The sequence below is a fragment of the Herbidospora sp. RD11066 genome (assembly GCF_054661255.1).
Map to the genome: position 1 here is coordinate 286,962 of NZ_BAAGDO010000003.1, position 21,127 is coordinate 308,088.

The following is a 21,127-nucleotide window of genomic DNA, read 5'->3' on the forward strand; positions in this document are numbered from 1 at the left end:
GGGCCGGGGGGCTCACGGCTGGTCCGTTTTCTGTACGTTGATGCGATGGACCTGCGCTGCTCCGCGTGTGACGTGGTCGTCGATCCCCTGGCCTGGGCCTGTCCCTCGTGCGGGGGCGTGCTCGACGTTCCTCGGGTGCCGCTCGAAGGGTCCCCTTCTTCGGGGGAAGGCGTGTGGCGTTACCGTTCCTGGCTGCCGGTGCCCGAACCGGTCTCCCTCGGAGAGCCGGTCACCCCGCTGGTCCGGTTGCCGTGGGACGGGGTCGACCTGACCCTCAAACTGGAGGGCGCCCTGCCGACGGGCTCCTTCAAGGACCGGGGCACGGCCGTACTCGTGTCGTGGCTGAAGGCCCACGGTGCTTCATCCGCCGTGATCGACTCCTCGGGGAACGCGGGGGCGGCGCTGGCGGCGTACAGCGCAAGGGCCGGGCTGAAGTGTCACGTGTTCGCGCCCGCTTCGGCCTCACCGGGCAAACTCCGGCAGATCTCGGCCTACGGCGCGGAGCTGCACGCCGTCCCCGGAACCCGCCAGGCCGTGGCCGACGCCGCCGTCTCCCACGCATCGGTCACCGGTGACGTGTACGCCTCCCATGCGTGGCATCCGCTCTTCATCGCGGGGACCAGGACTTTCGCCTTCGAGGCGTGGGAACAGATGGGCGTGCCCGACGCGGTCGTGCTCCCGGTCGGCGCCGGGACGCTGATGCTCGGTATCGCCCACGGGTTCGCCGACCTCCGCGACGCGGGCCTGACGGATCGGGTGCCGGACATCTACGCCATCCAGTCGACGGCCTGCACGCCCTTGGTGACCGACGGCCCTGATCCGGTCGAGGTCGTCGTGGGCGACACGGCGGCCGAGGGCATCAAGATCGCCCACCCACCCAGGGGCCGAGCCATCCTGGCGCACGCGACCGACGTTCTGGCGCTCGACGACGCCGCCCTGTGGAAAGCCCACGAGAGGCTGCGTCTGGCGGGGGTCTACGCGGAACCGACGTCGGCAATCGCCCTGGCGGGCCTGACAGCTCTGGCCGACCGCCTGACCGGAAAGAAGGTCCTCGCCCCGATCACCGCCACCGGCCTCAAGAGTTCGGGTACACCGTGATTCGAAAGCCGAAGACCCGGCCGTGGTACCTCACGCTGGTCATTCTTCTGAGCGCACTGCCACTTCTGCTGGCCAATCTCTCCATCGGTGCGATCGTCCTCGCCCTTACCTGCGGACACGCTTCCGAGGACGGCGGCAATATGACGGTCTGCGTCGGCGGGGCTTCGGAAGAGCAGATGGTCGTCGTCGCGATAGCGGTCGCCGTGGTGCTTCTCGTCATCGAGCTAGGACTGTTGTTCCGAGTGACCCGGCGAGTGCGCTCGAATTCTTAGGCACGGCCTCACTCACTGGAGTTTCGGGTCAGCAAGGGCAGCACCACCTCGTCGACCAGTCGTTCGGCCAGGCCTGGTGTGTCGCCCAGCCACAGTGCCTCCGCGACCAAGGGCCCGATGAGCAATCGGTCGACCATGGTCAGGACCGGGTTGGCTTCGTCGATCTCGCCCGACTCGACGTGGCGTTGCAAGGCCCTCCGCAGCACTGCCAGCTCCGGTTCGATCATCAGCTCGTGGAAAGCGGCCCGCAGTTCCTCGTCCACCAGCACCGCCTGGGCCAGCCCCGTCAGGGGCCGAGGCACCGTCCCCCGTCGCGTCGCCAAGAGCAGGTCTCCGCGCAGGGAGCCCGTGTCGATCTCCTCCGGGCCGGCCGGTTTGCTCACCTTCACGGCTGTGATCACCATCTTGGCTTTGCCGCCCCACCGCCGGTACAGCGTCGCCGTCGATGCGCGGGACGCGCGGGCGATGTCGTCGATGGTCACCTTGTCGTAGCCCTTCTCGCGGACCAGGGCCAGGGCCGTGCCGAGCAGTTCGCGTTCCCGTTCCTCGGTCAGGCGGCTGCGCATCTGTTCCTCCTTAGCGAAAACGCGTTGTCGACTGTCCGTTTTCTATCGTATCGTCATGGGCATGGAGACAGTTCTGGTCACAGGCGGGACGGGCTTCCTCGCCACCCGCGTCATCGCCGCCGCTCAAGCCGCGGGCTACAACGTCAGGACCACCGTCCGGAAAGACCCTGTCGAGGGGGTTCCTTCGGTCATCGCCGATCTCACCTCCGACGACGGGTGGGATGAGGCCGTGGAAGGGTGCGACTACGTGCTTCATGTCGCCTCCCCTCTGCCCGCGGCCCAGCCGCAGGACGAGGATGACGTGATCATTCCAGCCCGCGACGGCACTCTGCGCGTCCTGCGGGCGGCGCGCGACGCGAACGTCCGCCGGACCGTGGTGACCTCATCGTTCGCGGCCATCGGCTATGGGCATCCGCAGACCGATCGGCCGTTCACCGAAGACGACTGGTCCCAGATCGACGGCGACATCGGGGCCTATCCGAAGTCGAAGCTGGTCGCCGAGCGGGCCGCGTGGGCGTTCGACCGGGGGGCGATGGAGCTCACGGTCGTCAATCCGACCGGGATCTTCGGGCCCGTCCTCGGGCCGCGCTACGCCAGTTCGATCACCATTCTGGCGGGGCTGCTCAACGGGAGCATGCCGGCCATTCCGAACCTCTGGTTCGGGATGCTCGACGTACGTGATGCGGCCGACCTCCACCTGCTCGCCATGACGTCACCGAAGGCGGCCGGGGAGCGGTTCATCGGGGCGTCCGGCGACGCGGTGTCGATGGCCTTCATCGCGCAGGTGCTCCGGGAGCGGCTTGGCGCGACGACGCCGACCAGGCTGCTGCCCGACGAGGTGGTCAGGGCCGATCCCCGGATGGCGGAGCCGGCCAAGAACGTCGGCAAGATCCGCCACCTGTCGAACGCCAAGGCCCGGTCGGTGCTCGGCTGGAACCCCCGCCCGACCGAGGACGTCATCGCCGACACGGGGCGCAGCCTCATCGAAGGCGGCTACGTCTGAGTCACTTGTCGATCAGGCCGCCGTACAGGGAGTTCTCGAAGAGGTCGGCGGTGAAGGCGACGCCGGTGATGCGGCTCGCCAGGGCCAGGGCCTCGGTGGTGCCGTCGTCCCACTCGGCGTCCTCGTCGTCGGGGTCGAGGCCGAGTTCGCGCATCAGGTCGTTCAGTGCGTCGGGGGCGCTGCCCTTGTGGTCGTACGGCGCATTCGGGTCGAACTGGGTGCGGAGGTCGCCGTCGACCGCGTGGGCGAAGTGGCCGGAAGAGGTGAAGTCGTGGCGCAGGACCGTCACGGCCTCGCCGCCCGCCGACAGGGCGGTGAAGAACGCGTCGTCGATCGTGCTCCAGCCGTTGGCCTCCAGGACGACGACCCACTCGCCGACGCTCGTGGCGACCACGGTGCTGGTCTCGTCGTCCATCTCATAGAGGTCTTCGACGGGCACCTCGCCGGGGTCGGTCACGCCGTAGCGGCGCAGGACCTCGCGCTCGTCGGCGCCCCTCACGAAGGTGACCGTGCAGATCTCCAGCTCGGTGGTCATGTACGACATATCTGGCCGCCCATCAGAGGTTCGGTGAACTGGTCGTGGAAGGGGACGCCGGTCAGGCGGCCCGCCAGAGCCAGGGCCTTGGGTAACGCCTCGGTCCTGGACAGGTGGTCGTCGGCCTCGGGGTCGAGGCCGACCTCGCGCATCAGGTCGATGAGGGCGTCGGGGGTGCCGCCCCAGCGGGTGCCCGGTTCGCAGATGGAGAAATAGGTGCGGGAACGGCCGTCGACGCTGTGGGTGAACTGGCCGTGGGAGTAGTCGTGGCGCATCACCGAGACGGCCTCGCCGCCGCCTCGGGTCGCCGTGCACAGGTCGGGGTCGAAGGCGTACCACCAGCCGCCGATCTGGAGCGCCATCGTCCAGTCGCCCGCCGGAGCGACCACGACGTAGTCGCTGTGGCTGCTGGTCTCCTGGTCGCGCCGGTACAGGTCGGCCCAGGTGTAGGTGGTCGTCTCCGGCACGCCGAGGCGCTTCAGGGTCTCGTGTACGTCCCATCCGCGCACCCAGGTGATCGTGAAGATCGGGTGGTTCATTCGGCGGGGGTCCCTCCGTACAGAGGGTCCTGGAAAAGGTCGGCGGTGAAGACCACGCCGGTGATGCGACCGGCCAGGGCGAGCGCCGGGGCGACCATGCCGCCGAGGTAGTAGTCCTCGGGCTCCGGGTTCAGGCCGAGGTCGCGCATGTCGTCGAGGAGGGCGTCCGGCGTGGAGCCGTTCCGTTCCTTGGGGTAGTTCGGGCGGAAAGCGGTGCGCAGGTCGCCGTCGACGGCATGGCCGAAGTAGTGGGAGGCGGCGTATTCGTGGCGCATCACCGACACCGCCTCGCCACCACGTGAGAGCTCCGCCAGGAAGGGGTCCTCCGCCGCCTCCCAGCCCCACAGGTGCAGGACGATCACCCATTCACCCGCAGGGACGGCCACGACCATGTCGTTCTGGCCGTCCATCTCGTCGACCCGCTCATAGATGTCTTCCCAGGTCACCTCGCCCGGCTCGGGCACACCGAAGCGGCGCAGGACCTCGTCCCGGTCGGCACCCCTGACGAAGGTGACCGTGTAGATCTCCTGCCAGTCGTGCTGCCAGGAGTAGTCCGCTGCAGTGATCATGGCGCGCAGTCTGGCAGCCGGGTCCGACAAATCCTCCTATGGACTCCGGCGCGATCATTGTCAGATAATTCGACTGCTGTTGCTCGCGAGCCCCAGTCACCGTGGCCCGCACCCCACCCCCGGTGATCTGCGCTGCCCGGGCGACAGAAGGGTTTCCTCGTGAAACGTGCTGTGTTCTTGGCGTTGGCCTTGGTGGCCGCGCTGCTCATCCCCTCACAGGCCAACGCGGCCAACCTGCTCGCCAATCCCGGCCTCGAATCGGGGGCGCTGTCTCCTTGGACGTGTACGGGAGGCCTCGGATCGGTGGTGGCCTCCCCGGTTCGTACAGGAACGAGAGCTCTTGCCGGCGCGGCCAGCGCCTCGGACAACGCCCGCTGTAGCCAGAACGTGTCAGTGCGCCCGAGCACGGCCTACGTGATCACGGCGTGGGTCCGGGGCAACTACGTCTACCTGGGCGTTCAGGGCGGCAGCTCCGTCTGGACGTCGTCGGCCGACTGGCGCCAGCTCTCCCTGAACTTCACCACCGCCGCCGGCCAGACCTCGGCACAGGTCTACCTGCACGGCTGGTACGGCCAGGGCACCTACCACGCCGACGACATCGTCTTCGACGGCCCGGGCGGCACCAACCCCAGCCCCTCCCCGTCTCCCTCGCCTTCCCCCTCCCCGTCGCCGTCGCCGTCACCCTCGCCTTCGGCCAGCCCCTCGCCGACGCCGACGGTCACCCCCACCGTCGGCCCGACCTGCGCGGTCAAGAGCAAGCCGACCGGAAAGGTGCTCCAGGGCTACTGGGAGAACTGGGACGGCGCGGTCAACGGTGTCCACCCGCCGCTCGGCTGGATCCCGATCACCGACGCCCGGATCAAGCAGCACGGCTACAACGTGATCAACGCCGCCTTCCCGGTCATCCGTTCTGACGGGACGGTCCTGTGGGAGGACGGCATGGACGCGACCGTCAAGGTCGCCACCCCGGCCGAGATGTGCGCCGCCAAGGCGGCGGGCGCGACGATCCTGATGTCGATCGGCGGCGCGACGGCGGGCATCGACCTGTCGTCGAGCGTGGTCGCCGACCGGTTCATCGCGACGATCGTGCCGATCCTCAAGCGGTACAACTTCGACGGCATCGACATCGACATCGAGACCGGCCTGACCGGCAGCGGCAACATCAACACCCTGTCGCCGTCGCAGTCGAACCTGATCCGCATCATCGACGGCGTGCTCGCCCAGATGCCCTCGAACTTCGGCCTGACGATGGCCCCGGAAACGGCCTACGTGACCGGCGGAAGCGTGGTTTACGGTTCTATTTGGGGAGCATATCTTCCCATTATTAAGAAATACGCCGACAATGGCCGCCTTTGGTGGCTCAACCAGCAATACTATAATGGGTCGATGTACGGATGTTCCGGCGATTCTTATTCGGCGGGAACCGTTCAGGGATTCGTCGCGCAAACCACTTGTCTGAATAATGGTCTCGTTATTCAGGGCGTGACCATCCGGGTGCCGTACGACAAGCAGGTCCCGGGGCTGCCCGCGCAGGTCGGCGCAGGTGGCGGCCACATGTCGCCGTCGCTGGTGTCGCAGGCGTGGAACAGTTTCAGCGGGCAGCTCAAGGGCCTGATGACCTGGTCGATCAACTGGGACGGTTCGCGTAACTGGACCTTCGGCGACAACGTGAAGGCACTGCAGGGCCGCTAGGGGGTACGTCACCCTCCATGCGGATCACGTGGGGCACGACCGCGCTGGCCTGCTGCGCCGGCGCGGTCGACCTCTTGACCTTCAAGGAGCTCGGCGGCGCCTTCGCCGGCATCATCACCGGGAACGTGGTGACGGCGGCGTCCGGCCAGTTCCTGACGGCGCTGACGGCGGTCGGCGGGTTCGGCGCCGGCGCCTACGCCTGGTCGGTGACCTTCCGGTCGAAACGCACGGCGGGGCTGCTCGCCGAGCTGGTCCTGCTCGTGATCGTGGCGATCGGGTGGATCGTGACGGGCACCCGCCCCGACCTGTCGGGGCAGCTGGTCCTGCTGGCGCTGGCCGCGATCGCGATGGGCGGCCAGAGCGCCATGATGCTGGGGCTGCGGCCGAACACGACGTACATGACGGGCGTGCTGACCACCTCCCTCCACGACCTGGCGACCGGCCGGAGAGACACCTTCGTGGTGGCCCTCCGGCAGATCGGCGCCCTCGCGGCCGGAGCGGCGGCCACGGCCGGGCTGCTGCTCGCGGCCCGGCCGTTCGCACCGGTGCTGGCGGTGATGCTGCTGATCAGCGCGATCTTCCTGCTACCGCCCGAGCGGCCAGCCCGGCCTCTGTAGGCTTGGGGGACGGAGAGGAGGAACCGTCATGACCGCGGAGAGACATGATTTCGCGCCATCGGAACCGTCGCTGCCGGAGAAGAATCTACGGGCGATCCGCGCCGCTCTGGTCGTGCCACAGGATCGGGAGGCGTTCGACGCGGGGCTCAAGGCGGTTCTCGACGAGGTCAGGGTGAGCCTGGATCTCGGCGCCCTGAACAACTTCGTGCATCGCTGGTGGATCTCCGCGTGTGACTCGATCCAAGATCCTGAGGGACGCCGGGAGATGCACCTCAAGGCCGAACGCGCCCTCGCCGGTGAGGCGATCACTCGAGGAAGGCCTTGGCAAGAGGTTCTCCGAGACCGGGGTATCGACATCTAGGTGTTCGCCCTCAGTCTTGACCCGATCGCCGAGGAGCAGATCGCGGCTCTTCCCGAAGAAGCCCTGCGCCCTCTGGCCGACCTGTTCGCGCTGCTGAGCGTGGCGCCGTGGAGCGGCGAGCCGTACAACTCGGCCAATCCCAAGGCGAACATGCTCACCCATGCTTTCGGTGAGCGCGGGCTCGCGACCTACGTGGTTCTGGATCACCAGCGCGAGGTCTACCTCATCCGCGTCGAATGGCCATGATGGGCGGCGATGACGGTCGTCGACCGCCATCGCCGTTGATGGATCAGCGGGTCAGCGCGTAACCCGCCGGACGGGTCGTGAACGCGCCTCGGCCCTGGGTGCGGCTGCGCAGGCGGGTGGCGTAGCCGAAGACCTCGGCCAGGGGCACCGTCGCGGTGATGACCACCGTGCCCGGACGCGCTTCGGTCCCGCTGACCTGGCCCTTTCTCGCGGCCAGGTCGCCCAGCACTCCGCCCGCCAGGTCGTCGGGCACGGTCACGGTGACCTCGGTGACGGGTTCGAGGACGGCCATCGCGCACTGGCGCAGCGCCTCGCGCAGGGCGAGGCGGCCCGCGGTGCGGAAGGCCAGCTCCGAGGAGTCCTTCACGTGGGTGGCGCCGTCGGTCAGGGTCACCCGCAGGCCCATGACGGGGTGCCCGCCGAGCGGCCCGTCGGCCAGGGCGTCGCGGCAGCCCTGTTCGACCGCCTTCACGTACTCCTTCGGCACCTTGCCGCCGACGACCGTGCTCGCGAAGGCGAACGGTTCGTCGGACGGCTCGACGTCGATGACGACGTGGGCGTACTGGCCCGCGCCGCCGTCCTGTTTGACGTGGCGGTAGAGCACCCCGGCCACGCCCCGCACGACCGTCTCGCGCAGGGCCACTTGCGGGGCGCCGACGCGGATGGTCAGGCCGCGGTCGCGGCGGATCTTCTCCACGGCCACCTCCAGGTGGAGTTCTCCCAGGCCGGACAGGATGGTCTGGCCGGTCTCGGGGTCTGTTCGTACACGAATGGAAGGATCTTCTTGGGCCAGTCGGACCAGCCCGGCGATGAGCCGCTGGTGCTCGTCCCTGGTCGCCGCCTCGACGGCGACCGAGACGACCGGTTCCGTCGTGGACGGCGGCTCCAGCACGAGCGGCGCGGCCGGATCGGTCAGCGTCGCACCGGTTTTGACCGCCTTGGGCCCGACGATCGCCACGATGTCCCCGGCCTCCGCGCGGTCGAGGTCGGTGTGCCGGTCGGCCTGGACGCGCAGGATCCTGGACACGCGCTCGGTCGTCCCGGTCGTCGCGTCGAGAACGGTGTCGCCCTTGCGCAGCGTGCCGGAATAGACCCGCAGGAACGCGGTCCGCTCCGCCACCTTGAACACCAGCCCCGCGAAGGGCCTCGGTTCGACGCGCGGTTCGGGCAGGTAGGCCACCACGGCGTCGAGCAGCGCCTCGATGCCCTGGTTGCGGTAGGCCGACCCGCTCAGCACGACGACCGCCTCGTTCCTGACCGTCAGTTCCCGCAGCGCTCCATGAAGCGTTGCGGGGGATACGTCGGGGTATTCGTCCAGGACGTCCGGATGAAGTTGTGCCACCTGTTCGACCAGGTCAGGGCTGCCGAGGACCAGTGGCATGGGATGGAGCCTGCGGCGGATCGCCTCGACGGTCGCGTCGAGATCGGCGCCGGGCCGGTCCATCTTGTTGACGAACACGATCTTCGGAATGCCGTATTTGTCGGCCCGCCGCCAGACCGATTCGCTCTGCGGTTCCACCCCCGCCACCGCGTCGAACACCGCGACCGCGCCGTCGAGCACCCGCAGGGAGCGTTCGACCTCGTCGGAGAAGTCGACGTGCCCGGGGGTGTCGATCAGGTTGATCTGGGTGCCCTGCCAGTGGCAGGTCACCGCCGCCGAGAAGATCGTGATCCCGCGGTCGCGTTCCTGCGGGTCGAAATCCGTGACGGTGGTTCCGTGGTGAACTTCGCCCTGCTTGTACGTGGCCCCGGTGGCGAACAGGATCCGTTCGGTGACGGTGGTCTTGCCGGCGTCTACGTGGGCGAGGATGCCGATGTTGCGGAGAGTCATGGCCGTTGCGCTTTCGCGAGGTGTATCCGGAAAGGACGGCGCGATGGAGCCCTCTACGAGAAGGAGAAGGCGGTCAACCGGAATCGGGCGCGCAGCCGAAGCCGGGCACCGGAAGACACGCGAATCACCTGGAATGCACGGAAGGGCACGACGGCGTACCGCATGACGTCCCCTCCGTAGCTCGGCCTGACTGGCAGAGCGACCGTAGCAAAAGGGGCCTGCCGCCATAAACCGGTTTTCAGGCGGTCCAGCGGTAGCGGTGTTCCGGGCGGCCTGCCGTGCCGTATCTGGCGCGGAGTTCGACCTGACCCGTGGCGCACAGATATTCCAAGTACCGCCGCGCACTCACCCGGGACAGCCCCGTCGCCGCAGCCGTCTCCGCAGCCGACAGATCTCCGCCGTTGGTGCGCAGCGCGTCCGCGACCAGGGCGCACGTCGTGGTGGACAGGCCCTTCGGTAGCACGGTTCGGGTGGCTCCGCCCAGCAGGCGGTCGATGTCGTCCTGGGCGACCGCTCCGGCGGTGGCCAGGCGGCGGCGGGTCTGGGCGTACTGGTCGAGGCGTTCGGTCAACTCGGCGGCGGTGAAGGGTTTGACCAGGTAGTTCACCACGCCCGCGCGCAGCGCCGCCCGCACGGTCGACATGTCGTTGGCCGCCGTGATCATCAGGATGTCCACCGGGTGTGCCAGGCCGCGTAGGTGGTGGAGGACGTCCAGGCCCGACATGTCCGCCATATAGACATCGAGAAGGACGAGATCGGGGCGGAGTTCCTCCACAGAGGAGATGGCCGCGCGGCCACCATGGGCCGTACCGACCACGGAGAAGCCGGGCACCCGCCCGACGTATCCCACGTGAATGCGGGCCACCATGAAGTCGTCGTCGACGACGAGAACTCTGATCATCATGACCGCCTCGGCAGCAGCGCGGTGAACACGGCCCCGCGCTCGTTGTGCACCCTTACCCACCCACCGCGCCGTAGGCATGCCTGCCTGGTCAGCGCCAGGCCCAGGCCGCGAGGACCCGCGTGCGCCGCCTTGGTGGTGAAGCCCTCACGGAAGACCTCTTCGGCCAGGTCGGCGGCCACTCCCGGGCCGTCGTCGCTGACGCGGACGTGCAGACCTTCGGCCGTCGTCCGGACGCACACCTCCACCGTTCCGCCGCCGTCTTCCAGGGCGTCGAGGGCGTTGGCGACCAGGTTACCGACCACCAGCACGGCGTCGTGGGGGTCGCCCAGGGTTCCCTCTTCGACGCACGCGTCGTCGGCCAGGCGCAGGGCAGCTCCCCGCTCCGCCGCCTGGGCCGATTTGGCCAGCAGCAGGGCCGCCAGGGTCGGGTCTTTCACCTGCTCGCGGATGTCGGTCGTGTACTGGCCGCCCGCCGACTCGGTGATGTAGCGGACCGCCATCTCCTGTTCGCCCAGCTCCAGCAATCCCACCACGGTGTGCATGCGGTTCGCGAACTCGTGGGCCTGGGCGCGCAGCATGTCGGTGGTGTTGCTGGCCTCGTCCAGCTGATGGGAGAGGCGGATCAGCTCGGTGCGGTCCCGCAGTGTCACCACCCAGCCGCGGTGCTGCCCACGGACCTCGACGGGGGTCCGGTTCAGGACCAGGGTGCGGCCTCGGCGCAGGACGATGCGGTCGTCGCCGACGTCGTCGCCGGCCATGACGTCGCGGAGGCGGTCGTTGGACGGGAGGTCGTCGAGCGAGCCGCCCACGTCGCCCAGCAGTTCGTGGGCGGCGTCGTTGATCAGGGTCATCCGGCCGTCGAGATCCAGCGCGACGACGCCCTCCTTCACGCCGTGGAGCACTCCCTCGCGCTGTTCGAGCAGGCCGGCGATCTCCTTGGGTTCCAGGCCGAAGGTCTGGCGCCGGACCCGGCGGGTGATGAACGCCGCTGCGGCGGAGCCCAGGACCAGGACGCCGATGACCGTCCAGACGAGTGGGGGGAGGGCGTCGGCGAGTTCGGCGGCGACGGTCTTCTCCAGTATGCCGACGCTGGCCAGGCCGATGATCTCGCCGTTCAGGCCGAAGATCGGGGCCTTACCGCGGACGGAGGTGCCGAGGGTGCCGGTCTGGATGCCGGTCCACTCTTCGCCCGTCTCCAGGACCTCGGCGCCGTCGGTCGACAGCTTCTGGCCGATCAGCGACGGGGTCGGGTGGGCGTAGCGGATCTGGTCCCTGTTGGCGATCACGACGTAGTCGGCGCCGGTCGCCTTCTGGATGCTCAGCGCGATCGGTTGCAGCGTCGCCTCGGGGTGGGGGTCGTCGAAGGCCTCCCGGACTCCGGGCAGGCCGGCGACCGACTCGGCGATGGCGAGGGCCCGCTGTTCGTACTGCTCGTCGAGCTGGCGGCGGGTGTGGCCGACCCAGACGGTCGCGGTGCCCACGACCGTGAGGAGGACGATGACCATTTGGAGGACGAACAGCTGGGTGCCCAATGAGGCGTTGAGCAGCCGTTTCACGCGTTCACTATATGAGCCCATGTGCGTGACCAATATGACCTATATGACGTCTATCACATAAAGGATCGACGGATCGTGCGCTGTCACTCAGCATCCTCACACGTTCAGGAAACCACTGTGGGAGTCGGCGATGCGACGAACTCTGATATTGGCGGCGGCTCTGCTGACCGCCGTCGCGGCCTGTGGAGCACCGTCGTCCGGCGGTGGTGGCACCACGGCCATCAAGATCATGGCTCCGGCCGCGCCCGGTGGCGGGTGGGACACGACGTCCCGTACCGCCGAGCAGGCCTTCAAGTCGGCCGACCCGAACCTCAAGGTCGAGGTCTACAACGTGCCCGGTGCCGGTGGCACGATCGGGCTCACCCAGCTCGTCGGGGAGAAGGGCAACGCCAACCTGCTCATGACCATGGGCCTGGTCATGGTGGGCGCCATCGAGCAGAACAAGTCGCAGGTCACGCTGGCCGAGACGACGCCGATCGCCAAGCTGACCGAGGAGTACGAGATCGTCGTCGTCCCGGCCGACTCTCCGCTCCAGAACCTCCAGGATCTCGCCAACGCGTGGCGGACCGACCCCGCCAAGGTCGCGGTGGCCGGCGGTTCGGCCGGTGGCACCGACCACATCCTCGCGGGGCTGATGGCCAAGGCGTCCGGGGTCGACCCGAAGCTGGTCAACTACATCGCCCACTCCGGTGGCGGTGAGGCGCTCAACTCGCTGCTCGGCGGCAAGGTCGCGATCGGCATCTCGGGGATCGGCGAGTTCGCGGAGCACGTGAAGTCGGGCAAGCTGCGCGCCCTCGGCGTCTCCTCCCCCGACCGTCTCGCCAGCATCGACGCGCCGACGCTGAAGGAGGGCGGGCTCGACGTCGAGCTGGCCAACTGGCGTGGGTTCGTGGCTCCGGGCGGGCTCGACGACGCCGGCAAGCAGTCGCTCACCGACCTGGTCACCAAGATGCACGACTCGCAGGCGTGGAAGGACGCGGTGGCCAAGAACGGCTGGATCGACGTCTTCCAGACCGGCCAGCCCTTCGCCGACTACATGGCCGCCGAGTCGACCCGGGTGAAGGGCATCATCGCCGAGATGGGGCTCGTTTCCTGATGAGGTGGAAGAACCCGGAACTGCTGCTCGCGGGGGCCGTACTGGCCCTGGGAGTGTTCGTCATCGTCGGCACCGCCGACGTGACGGCGGCGGCTTCGACACTCGGGCTGGGACCGCGGTTCTTCCCGATCATCGTCGGCTCCGCCATGATCGCGACCGGCGTGTTCTATGTGGTGGACGTGCTGCGCGGCGGTCAGGGCGATCCGGAGGAGAGCGAGGACGTCGATCCGTCCGCCACCTCGGACAAGAAGTCGGTCGCCCTGATCAGCGTGATCTTCCTGGCCTTCGCCGTCTCCGTCGACTTCCTGGGCTGGATGATCGCCGGTGCCCTGCTGTTCTTCGGGGTGTCGTGGGTGCTCGGGGCCGAGAACCGGCTCCGGGCCGGGGTGCTGGCGATCGTGCTGGCCGTGGCGTCGTACCTGGCCTTCGTGAAGGGCCTCGGCGTCACCCTGCCGGGCGGCCCGCTGGAAGGGCTGATCTGACGTGGACTCGCTCGGCCTCCTCCTCGACGGTTTCGCGACCGCGCTCACCCCGGTCAATCTCCTGTACGCCCTCGTCGGCGTCACCCTCGGCACCCTTGTGGGCGTGCTCCCCGGCATCGGCCCCGCCATGACCGTGGCACTGCTCCTGCCGATCACCTTCAACGTGCCTCCGGCCAGCGCGTTCATCATGTTCGCCGGGATCTACTACGGCGGCATGTACGGCGGTTCGACCACGTCGATCCTGCTGAACACGCCGGGCGAGAGCTCGTCCATGATCACGGCTCTCGAAGGCAACAAGATGGCCCGCCGGGGCCGCGCCGCACAGGCGCTGGCCACGGCGGCGATCGGTTCTTTCGTCGCCGGTACGATCGCGACCGGCCTCCTGGTCGTCGCCGCCCCCATCGTGGTCGACTTCGCGATCTCCTTCGGCCCCGAGGACTACTTCGCGCTCGCGATCCTGGCCTTCACGGCGGTGTCGTCGGTGCTGTCGCGGTCGGTGGTCCGGGGCCTGGCCTCGCTGGGAATCGGCCTGGTCATCGGCCTGATCGGCATCGACCAGCAGACCGGACAAGCGCGCCTAACGTTGGGCATCCCGCAGCTGCTCGACGGCATCGACGTCGTCGTGGTCGCCGTGGGCCTGTTCGCCCTCGGTGAGGTCCTGTACGTCGCCTCCCGGCTCCGGCACGGCACGCCCGAGGTGATCCCGGTGGGGCGCGCGTTCATGGGCCGGTCCGACTGGGCGCGCTCGTGGAAGCCGTGGCTGCGGGGGACGGGGCTCGGTTTCCCGTTCGGCGCCCTGCCCGGTGGCGGCGCGGAGATCCCGACGTTCCTGTCGTACTCGATCGAGAAGCGCCTGGCCAAAGGACGCGAGTTCGGCGAAGGCGCGATCGAGGGCGTGGCCGGACCTGAGGCGGCCAACAACGCCTCGGCGGCCGGGACCCTGGTGCCGCTGCTGACCCTGGGCCTGCCGACCTCGGCGACGGCGGCGATCCTGCTCGCCGCCTTCCAGCAGTACGGCCTCCAGCCCGGACCTCAGCTCTTCGACCACAACCCGGCGCTGGTCTGGGGCATGATCGCCTCCCTGTTCGTGGGGAACGCGATGCTGCTGGTGCTGAACCTGCCACTCGCCCCGCTGTGGGCGAAGGTGCTGCACATCCCCCGGCCCTACCTCTACTCGGGCATCCTGCTGTTCGCCGCCTTGGGTGTGTACGCGCTGAACGCCTCGTGGGTGGACCTGGTGGTCCTCTACATCCTCGGGCTGATCGGGTTCGCGATGCGGCGGTTCGGGCTGCCGCTGGCGCCCGCCGTGATCGGGTTGATCCTGGGACCGATGGCCGAGATCCAGCTCCGGCGTGCCCTGGCCATCGGCGCCGGAGACGCGACGGTGCTGGTCACCAGCCCTATCGCGGCCATCCTGCTGACGTTGTCGGTTCTGATCCTGGCCGCCCCCCTCGCGCGCCGGCTGCTGTCCCGGCGGAAGCAGGAGGCGGCCCAGAACTGAACCCGGTTTTCCACAGGGTGTGGACGACCACACCGGGAAACCTGACCCCCACCCAAGGGCGGGAGGGCCCTTGATCCCCGGGCGTCCGCGCGCTCATCCCCACGGCGCGGACGACAGACGAGAGCGTCGGCCGGACCAGCGAACCTGGCCCGGCCCCGGGGCGGGTGGGTCCTTGTCCACAGGACGTGGACGGCTCGGCGAAAACGTCGGTCGTGTACGGCAACCTGATCCCACCCAGGGCGGGTGGGCCACGACGTCCGGGCGTTCACCGCGTGAAGATCACCGTAGGGGGCGTACCGGATGGGATGCGACGGCGTGGCAGGCGCCGAAACCCTCGGCCCTGGCCACGATGCGGCCGTCCGTCACCCGGACGGCCGTCTCCGTCGTGTCCGTACCCTCCACCCCGTAGACCACCTTCAAAGGCGGTGCCACCTGGAGCGGCTCCAGGTGGTTCAGGGTGTCGCCGATGACGAGCCGGGCCAGTAGCGCCAGTTCGTCGCCCGCCGCCACGATCAGGGTCACGTCGTCGGACGTGGCCCTGATCGCTTCCTCGACCGCGGGCAGCCGGTGCGTCGACAGCGTCACCACGACCCCCTCGGGCAGGTCGCCCGCCGGTTCGTCGACTCTCGCGACCTTCGGCGCGAACGCCAGATGGGGTGGCGGCCACGAGTCGTTCAGGTCGAGGGTGGCCAGGTGTTCGCAGGCCCGGACCACGTCGAACAGGTCGGCGTGGGCGGCGAGCTGACCGGCGCCGTGCAGGATCGTGAGGGCCTGTTCGGCGATGCGCACCTGTCGGCCCGCACCCGGTTCGAGCCGCTCCAGACCGAGGCCGAGCAGGATCGCGCTCAACCTGACGAGCTGGCCGAACGGCTTGCGGGTGAACTCGTCGGCCATGACCTCGGGCAGCAGGTCGCGGCCCAGCCAGGGGTCGGAGCCGATCGGAACCCCGGCCAGCCAGGCACGCGCGAACCCGTGGAGTGCCTCGGCCCTGGTGGTCGCCGGGGGCACGTTCACCACGGGGCGTTCGGCGGCCAGGGCCGCGAAGTAGAGCGCGCGTTTGCCGGGGAAGTTGGAGTAGACCGCGCCCCGGGTGAGCTCGGCCCGCTCGGCGATCGTGTCGATCTTCGCGTCGCGGAAGCCGTACAGCAGGAATTCCTCACGCGCGGCGGCGAGCACCCTCTCGCGGGTGAGCCGCTGGTGCTCCGCACGGGACAGCCGAGCCATTTCGCCTCCGCCTTGCCGGATCGACTCGGCCCAGGATAGCGTCGCCATCCAGATGTTCTCATCATTTGAATGCCACAAACATCCGGATGGCTGATGGACGAGATCGACCTGGCCGCCACCATGGGCGACCCGTTCGGCGTGTACGGCCGGGCCAGAGAGTCCGGCCCCCTCGCGCGCCTCCGGCTGCCCGGCATCGCCGACTGGATCGTGGTCACCGGCTACGACGACAGCCGCGCGGCGCTGAGCGACCCCCGGTTGGAGATCAGGTCGGAGAGTTTCACCCGGCCGGACGTACCGGCCGACTGTCTTCCGTACATGCGGACCATGTCCGAGATGAACGGCGCCGAGCACGCCCGCCTGCGCAAGGCCGCCGCGCCCGCCTTCACCCCGCGCCGGGCCGAGGCGTTCCGCGCCCGGATCACCGAGATCGTCGCCGCCCTGCTCGACCCCGTCGACGGCGACATCGACCTCATCCCCGCCTTCACCCGCCCGCTGCCGATGGACGTCATCTGCGCACTCGTCGGCGTACCGGAGGAGGACCGAGAGACCTGGCGCACCTACGGCGCGACCGTGGCCGGGGGCGGTGGCGCGGATTTCGCGGCGGCGGTCCCGGGCATCATCGCGGGCGCGAAGGCGGCGGTGGCCCGGCGGCGCGCCGAACCGGGCGACGACCTGCTGACCGACCTGGTGGCCTCGGAACTGACCGACGAGGAGCTCGTGACCATGGTCTGGCACCTGGTCATGGCCGGTCAGACCCCCACGAACCTCATCGCCAACGCGGTCGTGGCCCTGCTCACCCACCCGGCACAACTGGCCCTGCTCCGCGAACGGCCGGAGTTGATGCCCCAGGCGGTCGAGGAACTCATGCGCTTCTGCAGCCCGACGATGCTGTCGATCCCCCGCTACGCACGTGAGGACCTGACCCTGTGCGGCACCGACCTCGCCGCCGGAACGGCGGTGACCTGCGCGATCGTCGGCGCCAACCATGATCCGAGGGTGTTCGACGACCCCGAGGTCCTCGACGTCACCCGGGAGCGGGCCCCCCATCTGGGCTTCAGCCACGGCCCGCACTTCTGCGTCGGCGCCGCGATCGCCCGCGTCACCACCCAGGTCGCCCTGACCGAACTCCTCAGGCGCGACCCGAAACTGACCGCCGACCCGGCGACCCTCCGAGCGCCCGACCCGGGCACCTACCGCCTGACCTCACTACCGGTCTCGCTGTAGCGCCGCCGAGGGACACCGTCTTGCTGTGGCACCACGCCCGCGAGCACCGGTGTCGCCGCAACCGCGCCGCCAACCGGGGCCGTCTCGCTGTGGACGCGCCACCGACAGGCACCGTCTCGCTGTGCACGCGCCACCGACAGGCACCGTCTTTGTTGTGGACGCGCCACCGATAGGCACCGTCTCGTTGTGGACGCGCCGCCGACGGGCGCCGTCTTGTTGTTGGGCGCGCGCCACTTCTGCCCGTCGGCGTGTCCGAGTCGCTCAGCGTTTGCGTTTGCCGCCGATCACGACGATCTTCTGTCGGCCCCCGGCGTTGTTGGAGCTGACGGACGAGTTCACGCTGTTGACCGCGCCGTTGGCATTCGAGAAGTTGCCGCTGTTCTTGGCGTTCGAGAGGTTGCGGTAGTTCCCGCTGTCGTAGCTGTTGCCGGTGTTGGTGGTGCCGCCGCTCTTGTTGACGCTGGTGATGGCGGCCGAGGCTCCGCCGGGCCCGATCCCGGTCACCATGATCGGGGCGAGCGCCAGCGCTGCGATGATCATCATTTGGCCCGCTCCCTGATCTGGGTCTGCTGCCGGGTGCCGGCCATGTTGCCGCTGTTGGCCTGATTGCTGCTGCCGGTCGACCCGTTGGTGTTGGCGAAGTTTCCGCTGTTCACCGGGTTTCCCTCGTTGGTGTAGTTGCCGCTGTCGACCGAGTTTCCGCTCGCGACGGGACCGTTGACGCAGGTCGTCGGGGAGTCGATCGACGGCGAGTTGTAGTTGATCAGCCGGTTCCCGCACAGCAGGCTCGGCACCAGCCCGATCACCGAGCCGAGGTCGGCCCCCACGAGCCGCGACAGGCTCGACGGCTCGGAATCGGCCCAGGCCGCGGGCGCGTTCAACGCCAGGCAACATCCGGCAGCGAGGGCCACGAGAGCCCGTACAGAGAACCTCACCCCAACACCATAGTGACCAGCCGATCACCAAAGGTGACGGCGTGCCGCGCTCTTAAGCGGACCATGGTGCGACGAAGATCGAGCGCATGTCCACCGCCGACCTCTACGACGAGCACGGCGAGGCCCTGCAGTCGTGCAGCCTCCAGTTTCGTCAGTACGGCTCCCGCCGCGCCTTTCACGGTCTCATCACCACGGTCCGCTGCCACGAGGACAACGTGCTGCTCAAGTCGGTCCTCGAAGAACCCGGCGACGGCCGGGTCCTGGTCGTCGACGGCGCCGGTTCGCTGGAGGCCGCCCTGATGGGCGACGTGATCGCCGGCACGGCCGCCGCCAACGGCTGGGCGGGCGTCGTGATCAACGGCGCCGTCCGCGACGTCGTCGCCCTGTCCACCATCGACCTCGGCATCAAGGCCCTGGGGAGCAACCCCCGCAAGAGCCACAAACACGGCCTCGGTACGCGGGACGTCGCCGTCGTCATCGGCGGCGCCCTGTTCCATCCCGGCGCCACGCTTTACAGCGACGACGACGGCATCCTTGTGACCACCCGAGGAAGGTGACCCCCATGACCAACGACCAGGAACGCGCCGACCTTCTCGAATCCCTCGCCGCCCAGCGCCGCTTCCTCCGCCGCACCGTCGACGGCCTGACCGACGAACAGGCCCGCCTGCGGCCGACCGCCAGCGACCTGTGCCTCGGCGGCATCGTCAAGCACGTCGCCCTGATGGAGGCGGGCTGGACCAGGTTCGCGGTGGGCGGCGCCCCCGCGATGCAGGCCGTCCAGGTCGACTGGCAGGGCCAGTTCCTCATGGACGAGGACGAAACGCTCGACGACCTACTCGCCATCTGGGAGGGCACGGCCGGCGCGACCGACGAGGTCGTCCGCACCGTCGACCTGAACCAGGTCCACGAACTCCCGCGCGCCCCGTGGTTCCCGCCGGGGGCGACCCGCTCGGCCCGCCGGGCGTTCACCCACCTCATCGCGGAGATCGCCCAGCACTCGGGCCACGCCGACATCCTCCGCGAGACGATCGACGGCCAGAAAACGATGGGCTGAGCCCTATTCAGCGGGCAGCGCCGCCCGCATCGCCTTCGCGGTGGCGGCCGGGTCGTAGCCGTCGGGGACGCCTGGGACCAGGATGAGGTCGCCGTCGATGTGCCGCGACCGCAGGGGCGCGATCTCCCGGTAGGCGGGCGAGTCCCACCATTCGCGCGCCTCGGCCATCCCGGGGAAGGCGATGACGACGACGTGTCCCGGCCAGGCGCCCTCCTTCACCTCGTGCTGCGCGGCGTGGACGAGGAAGCGTCCACCGAACGGTTCGAAGGTGGCGGAGATGCGCTCGATGTACTCGGCGATCTCGGGGTGGGGGGTGGCCTCTCGCAGGTGGGCGATTCCGTAGGCGGTCATGAGGACATCGTGACAAGCGAACGCGCCGAGATCGATTACCTGACGGGTAAGCGGACGGGCAGGGACCGGTAGCCCCGGATCACCATGCCCTCCCGCCGCTTCGCCCCCGGCGCCGCCGCGATCCGGGGGAACCGCTTGGCCAGGGCCTCGAAGGCGACCCGTCCTTCGAGTCTGGCCAGCGGCGCCCCGAGGCAGTAGTGGATCCCGCCGCCGAACGACAGGTGGTCGGGCTCGCCCGTCCGGTCGAGGTCGAAGCGGTCGGGGTCGCGGTAGACGCCGGGATCGCGGTTGGCCGCCGCGATGAGCGTCACCACGATCGAGCCCTTCGGGAGGTCACGTCCACCTAGAACGAGATTCTCGTTGACATGGCGGATGGCGCCCTGCACCGGGGAGTCGTATCGCAGCGTTTCTTCGACCACACGTTCGGCCAGCGACGGATCGTCGCGCAGCCGGTCCCACTGACCGCTCGACATCAGGGCGGCGACGCCGTTGCCGATGAGGTTCACGGTCGTCTCGAAGCCCGCGATCAGCAGCAGGCAGCACGTCTTGACCGCCTCCTCGGCCGTCATCACCTCGTCGTCCTGGGCGTTGGCGAGCGCGCTCAGCAGGTCGTCCTTGGGCGCGCGACGGCGCTCGGCGAGGAGCCCCGCGAACAGCGTGGTCAGGTCGCGGGAGGCGCGGCGGAGGCCGGCCGCCTGCTCGGCGGTGCGGACGCCCGCGAGGGTCCCGCCGACCAGGGTGCCCATCTCGGTGAACCTCTCGTGGTCGACCCCCTCGATCCCGAACAGTTCGCTGATGACGGCGATGGGGAACGGCGCGGCGAAGTCGCGCATCAGGTCGAACTCGGTCTTCCCTTCGAGCCGGTCGAGCAGCCGGTCGGCGACGGCTCTGACCTGGTCTTCCCTGGCCCGGATGGCCTGCGGGCGGAAGTTGGGCGCGGCGATGCGGCGCAGCCGCGTGTGGTCGGGCGGGTCGAGTTCGATGAACGACCCGTTCATCGGCGACCCGACGAGCAGCGGATCGTAGGAGGCGGGACGGCCCTTCGCGTCGCGCGTGTTGAACCGGCGATCGCGCAGGACCTCCTCGCAGAGGGCCCTGGACGTGACCATGTTCAGCCCGACCCGAGACCGCACCACGGGCCCCTTGGCCCGGACCCTCTCCATGAGCCCGTACGTGTCGGCCTCCGGCGAGCCTTGTAAGAGTGCGGCGATCGGGTCACCGGTCGCGGCGAGCAGGTTGACGACACCGTTCCGGAAACCCAAGGTCAGTGTGTCTTTGTAGGCATTCACGGCATCCACGTTCATCACGCGAAGGAACGCGGACAAGCCGAAAGAATCACGGCAAGCGGCCGTCGTTCCTGTCACGGATCACCGATGCAACCCGCGGCGGGCTCGACGCATCTCCTCTGACGCGGGGCGGCACCTGTGCCGTTTTTCCTCCCCTCACCGCCAAGGAGTTCGCGCGCCCGCAG

At 69.1% G+C, this 21,127-nt stretch carries 25 protein-coding genes; 13 read left to right on the forward strand and 12 right to left on the reverse strand.

All coding sequences use genetic code 11. The annotated features are described in order from the left end of the window. The first annotated feature begins 45 nt into the window (after positions 1-45). Positions 46-1,098 (forward strand): threonine synthase, encoded by a 1,053-nt coding sequence (locus ACYQ78_RS12830; RefSeq protein ID WP_459801017.1) that lies wholly within the window; start codon positions 46-48, stop codon positions 1,096-1,098. Next, positions 1,095-1,370 (forward strand): hypothetical protein, encoded by a 276-nt coding sequence (locus ACYQ78_RS12835; RefSeq protein WP_459801018.1) that lies wholly within the window; start codon positions 1,095-1,097, stop codon positions 1,368-1,370. Before ACYQ78_RS12830 ends, ACYQ78_RS12835 begins: the two co-directional genes overlap by 4 nt. A gap of 8 nt (positions 1,371-1,378) precedes the next feature. Here ACYQ78_RS12835 and ACYQ78_RS12840 read toward each other — a convergent pair whose 3' ends face one another. Continuing rightward, positions 1,379-1,936: a TetR/AcrR family transcriptional regulator gene (locus ACYQ78_RS12840; RefSeq protein WP_459801019.1), complete on the reverse strand. Its 558-nt coding sequence runs from the start codon at positions 1,934-1,936 to the stop codon at positions 1,379-1,381. Between the two features lie 61 nt (positions 1,937-1,997). Between ACYQ78_RS12840 and ACYQ78_RS12845 the strand changes: the two genes are divergently transcribed. Next, positions 1,998-2,939: an NAD-dependent epimerase/dehydratase family protein gene (locus tag ACYQ78_RS12845; protein ID WP_459801020.1), complete on the forward strand. Its 942-nt coding sequence runs from the start codon at positions 1,998-2,000 to the stop codon at positions 2,937-2,939. Position 2,940: 1 nt separating this feature from the next. On the opposite strand, the gene ACYQ78_RS12850 is transcribed toward ACYQ78_RS12845, so the two are convergent. From ACYQ78_RS12850 to ACYQ78_RS12860, 3 genes are read right to left on the reverse strand one after another with little or no spacing between them, the layout of a single operon-like run. Continuing rightward, the gene (locus ACYQ78_RS12850; protein ID WP_459801021.1) at positions 2,941-3,474 is read right to left on the reverse strand and encodes a DUF6461 domain-containing protein; all 534 of its coding nucleotides are present in this window, start codon (positions 3,472-3,474) and stop codon (positions 2,941-2,943) included. Beyond that, positions 3,471-4,013: a DUF6461 domain-containing protein gene (locus tag ACYQ78_RS12855; RefSeq protein ID WP_459801022.1), complete on the reverse strand. Its 543-nt coding sequence runs from the start codon at positions 4,011-4,013 to the stop codon at positions 3,471-3,473. Before ACYQ78_RS12855 ends, ACYQ78_RS12850 begins: the two co-directional genes overlap by 4 nt. Further along, positions 4,010-4,582 (reverse strand): DUF6461 domain-containing protein, encoded by a 573-nt coding sequence (locus ACYQ78_RS12860; protein ID WP_459801023.1) that lies wholly within the window; start codon positions 4,580-4,582, stop codon positions 4,010-4,012. The genes ACYQ78_RS12855 and ACYQ78_RS12860 overlap by 4 nt, the downstream gene beginning before the upstream one ends. Positions 4,583-4,741: 159 nt before the next feature. Here ACYQ78_RS12860 and ACYQ78_RS12865 point away from each other — a divergent pair, with 159 nt between their 5' ends. The 4 genes from ACYQ78_RS12865 to ACYQ78_RS12880 are packed head-to-tail and all read left to right on the forward strand — an operon-like array spanning position 4,742 to position 7,498. Further along, positions 4,742-6,274 carry a glycosyl hydrolase family 18 protein gene (locus tag ACYQ78_RS12865; RefSeq protein WP_459801024.1) on the forward strand — a complete coding sequence of 511 codons (1,533 nt, stop codon included), beginning with the start codon at positions 4,742-4,744 and terminating at the stop codon, positions 6,272-6,274. Between the two features lie 17 nt (positions 6,275-6,291). Continuing rightward, on the forward strand, positions 6,292-6,891 hold the full coding sequence (locus ACYQ78_RS12870; protein WP_459801025.1) for a YoaK family protein: 600 nt from the start codon (positions 6,292-6,294) through the stop codon (positions 6,889-6,891). Between the two features lie 28 nt (positions 6,892-6,919). Continuing rightward, positions 6,920-7,252 carry a DUF6247 family protein gene (locus ACYQ78_RS12875; RefSeq protein WP_459801026.1) on the forward strand — a complete coding sequence of 111 codons (333 nt, stop codon included), beginning with the start codon at positions 6,920-6,922 and terminating at the stop codon, positions 7,250-7,252. Beyond that, positions 7,253-7,498 (forward strand): hypothetical protein, encoded by a 246-nt coding sequence (locus ACYQ78_RS12880; RefSeq protein WP_459801027.1) that lies wholly within the window; start codon positions 7,253-7,255, stop codon positions 7,496-7,498. 43 nt (positions 7,499-7,541) lie between these two features. On the opposite strand, the gene ACYQ78_RS12885 is transcribed toward ACYQ78_RS12880, so the two are convergent. From ACYQ78_RS12885 to ACYQ78_RS12895, 3 genes are all read right to left on the reverse strand, one after another. Continuing rightward, positions 7,542-9,329 (reverse strand): elongation factor G, encoded by a 1,788-nt coding sequence (locus ACYQ78_RS12885; RefSeq protein ID WP_459801028.1) that lies wholly within the window; start codon positions 9,327-9,329, stop codon positions 7,542-7,544. A gap of 238 nt (positions 9,330-9,567) precedes the next feature. After that, positions 9,568-10,230: a response regulator gene (locus ACYQ78_RS12890; RefSeq protein ID WP_459801029.1), complete on the reverse strand. Its 663-nt coding sequence runs from the start codon at positions 10,228-10,230 to the stop codon at positions 9,568-9,570. Beyond that, positions 10,230-11,789 (reverse strand): ATP-binding protein, encoded by a 1,560-nt coding sequence (locus ACYQ78_RS12895; RefSeq protein ID WP_459801030.1) that lies wholly within the window; start codon positions 11,787-11,789, stop codon positions 10,230-10,232. The genes ACYQ78_RS12890 and ACYQ78_RS12895 overlap by 1 nt, the downstream gene beginning before the upstream one ends. A 130-nt stretch (positions 11,790-11,919) precedes the next feature. Between ACYQ78_RS12895 and ACYQ78_RS12900 the strand changes: the two genes are divergently transcribed. From ACYQ78_RS12900 to ACYQ78_RS12910, 3 genes are read left to right on the forward strand one after another with little or no spacing between them, the layout of a single operon-like run. Beyond that, complete coding sequence (locus ACYQ78_RS12900) at positions 11,920-12,885, forward strand: Bug family tripartite tricarboxylate transporter substrate binding protein (RefSeq protein WP_459801031.1); 966 nt, start codon at positions 11,920-11,922, stop codon at positions 12,883-12,885. Further along, entirely contained in the window at positions 12,885-13,367 is a 483-nt protein-coding gene (locus ACYQ78_RS12905) for a tripartite tricarboxylate transporter TctB family protein (RefSeq protein ID WP_459801032.1), read from the forward strand. The genes ACYQ78_RS12900 and ACYQ78_RS12905 overlap by 1 nt, the downstream gene beginning before the upstream one ends. A gap of 1 nt (position 13,368) precedes the next feature. Continuing rightward, on the forward strand, positions 13,369-14,868 hold the full coding sequence (locus ACYQ78_RS12910) for a tripartite tricarboxylate transporter permease (protein WP_459801033.1): 1,500 nt from the start codon (positions 13,369-13,371) through the stop codon (positions 14,866-14,868). Between the two features lie 279 nt (positions 14,869-15,147). Here ACYQ78_RS12910 and ACYQ78_RS12915 read toward each other — a convergent pair whose 3' ends face one another. Next, positions 15,148-16,092 carry a TetR/AcrR family transcriptional regulator gene (locus ACYQ78_RS12915; protein WP_459801034.1) on the reverse strand — a complete coding sequence of 315 codons (945 nt, stop codon included), beginning with the start codon at positions 16,090-16,092 and terminating at the stop codon, positions 15,148-15,150. Positions 16,093-16,185: 93 nt separating this feature from the next. Here ACYQ78_RS12915 and ACYQ78_RS12920 point away from each other — a divergent pair, with 93 nt between their 5' ends. Beyond that, positions 16,186-17,316 (forward strand): cytochrome P450, encoded by a 1,131-nt coding sequence (locus ACYQ78_RS12920; RefSeq protein WP_459801035.1) that lies wholly within the window; start codon positions 16,186-16,188, stop codon positions 17,314-17,316. A 261-nt stretch (positions 17,317-17,577) separates the two neighbouring features. Here ACYQ78_RS12920 and ACYQ78_RS12925 read toward each other — a convergent pair whose 3' ends face one another. Then, positions 17,578-17,859 carry a hypothetical protein gene (locus tag ACYQ78_RS12925; RefSeq protein WP_459801036.1) on the reverse strand — a complete coding sequence of 94 codons (282 nt, stop codon included), beginning with the start codon at positions 17,857-17,859 and terminating at the stop codon, positions 17,578-17,580. Continuing rightward, positions 17,856-18,197: a hypothetical protein gene (locus ACYQ78_RS12930; protein WP_459801037.1), complete on the reverse strand. Its 342-nt coding sequence runs from the start codon at positions 18,195-18,197 to the stop codon at positions 17,856-17,858. The genes ACYQ78_RS12925 and ACYQ78_RS12930 overlap by 4 nt, the downstream gene beginning before the upstream one ends. 140 nt (positions 18,198-18,337) lie before the next feature. On the opposite strand from ACYQ78_RS12930, the gene rraA reads away from it, so the two are divergent. Both rraA and ACYQ78_RS12940 read left to right on the forward strand, forming a co-directional pair. Next, positions 18,338-18,808, forward strand: a complete 471-nt coding sequence (gene rraA / locus ACYQ78_RS12935) for a ribonuclease E activity regulator RraA (RefSeq protein WP_459801038.1) — start codon at positions 18,338-18,340, stop codon at positions 18,806-18,808. A 5-nt stretch (positions 18,809-18,813) separates the two neighbouring features. Beyond that, a complete protein-coding gene (locus ACYQ78_RS12940; protein WP_459801039.1) occupies positions 18,814-19,305 on the forward strand; it encodes a DinB family protein in 492 nt (163 codons plus the stop codon). A gap of 3 nt (positions 19,306-19,308) precedes the next feature. Here ACYQ78_RS12940 and ACYQ78_RS12945 read toward each other — a convergent pair whose 3' ends face one another. Both ACYQ78_RS12945 and ACYQ78_RS12950 read right to left on the reverse strand, forming a co-directional pair. Then, the gene (locus ACYQ78_RS12945) at positions 19,309-19,656 is read right to left on the reverse strand and encodes a DUF1330 domain-containing protein (RefSeq protein WP_459801040.1); all 348 of its coding nucleotides are present in this window, start codon (positions 19,654-19,656) and stop codon (positions 19,309-19,311) included. 35 nt (positions 19,657-19,691) lie between these two features. Then, complete coding sequence (locus ACYQ78_RS12950; protein ID WP_459801041.1) at positions 19,692-20,945, reverse strand: cytochrome P450; 1,254 nt, start codon at positions 20,943-20,945, stop codon at positions 19,692-19,694. Between the last annotated feature and the right edge of the window lie 182 nt (positions 20,946-21,127).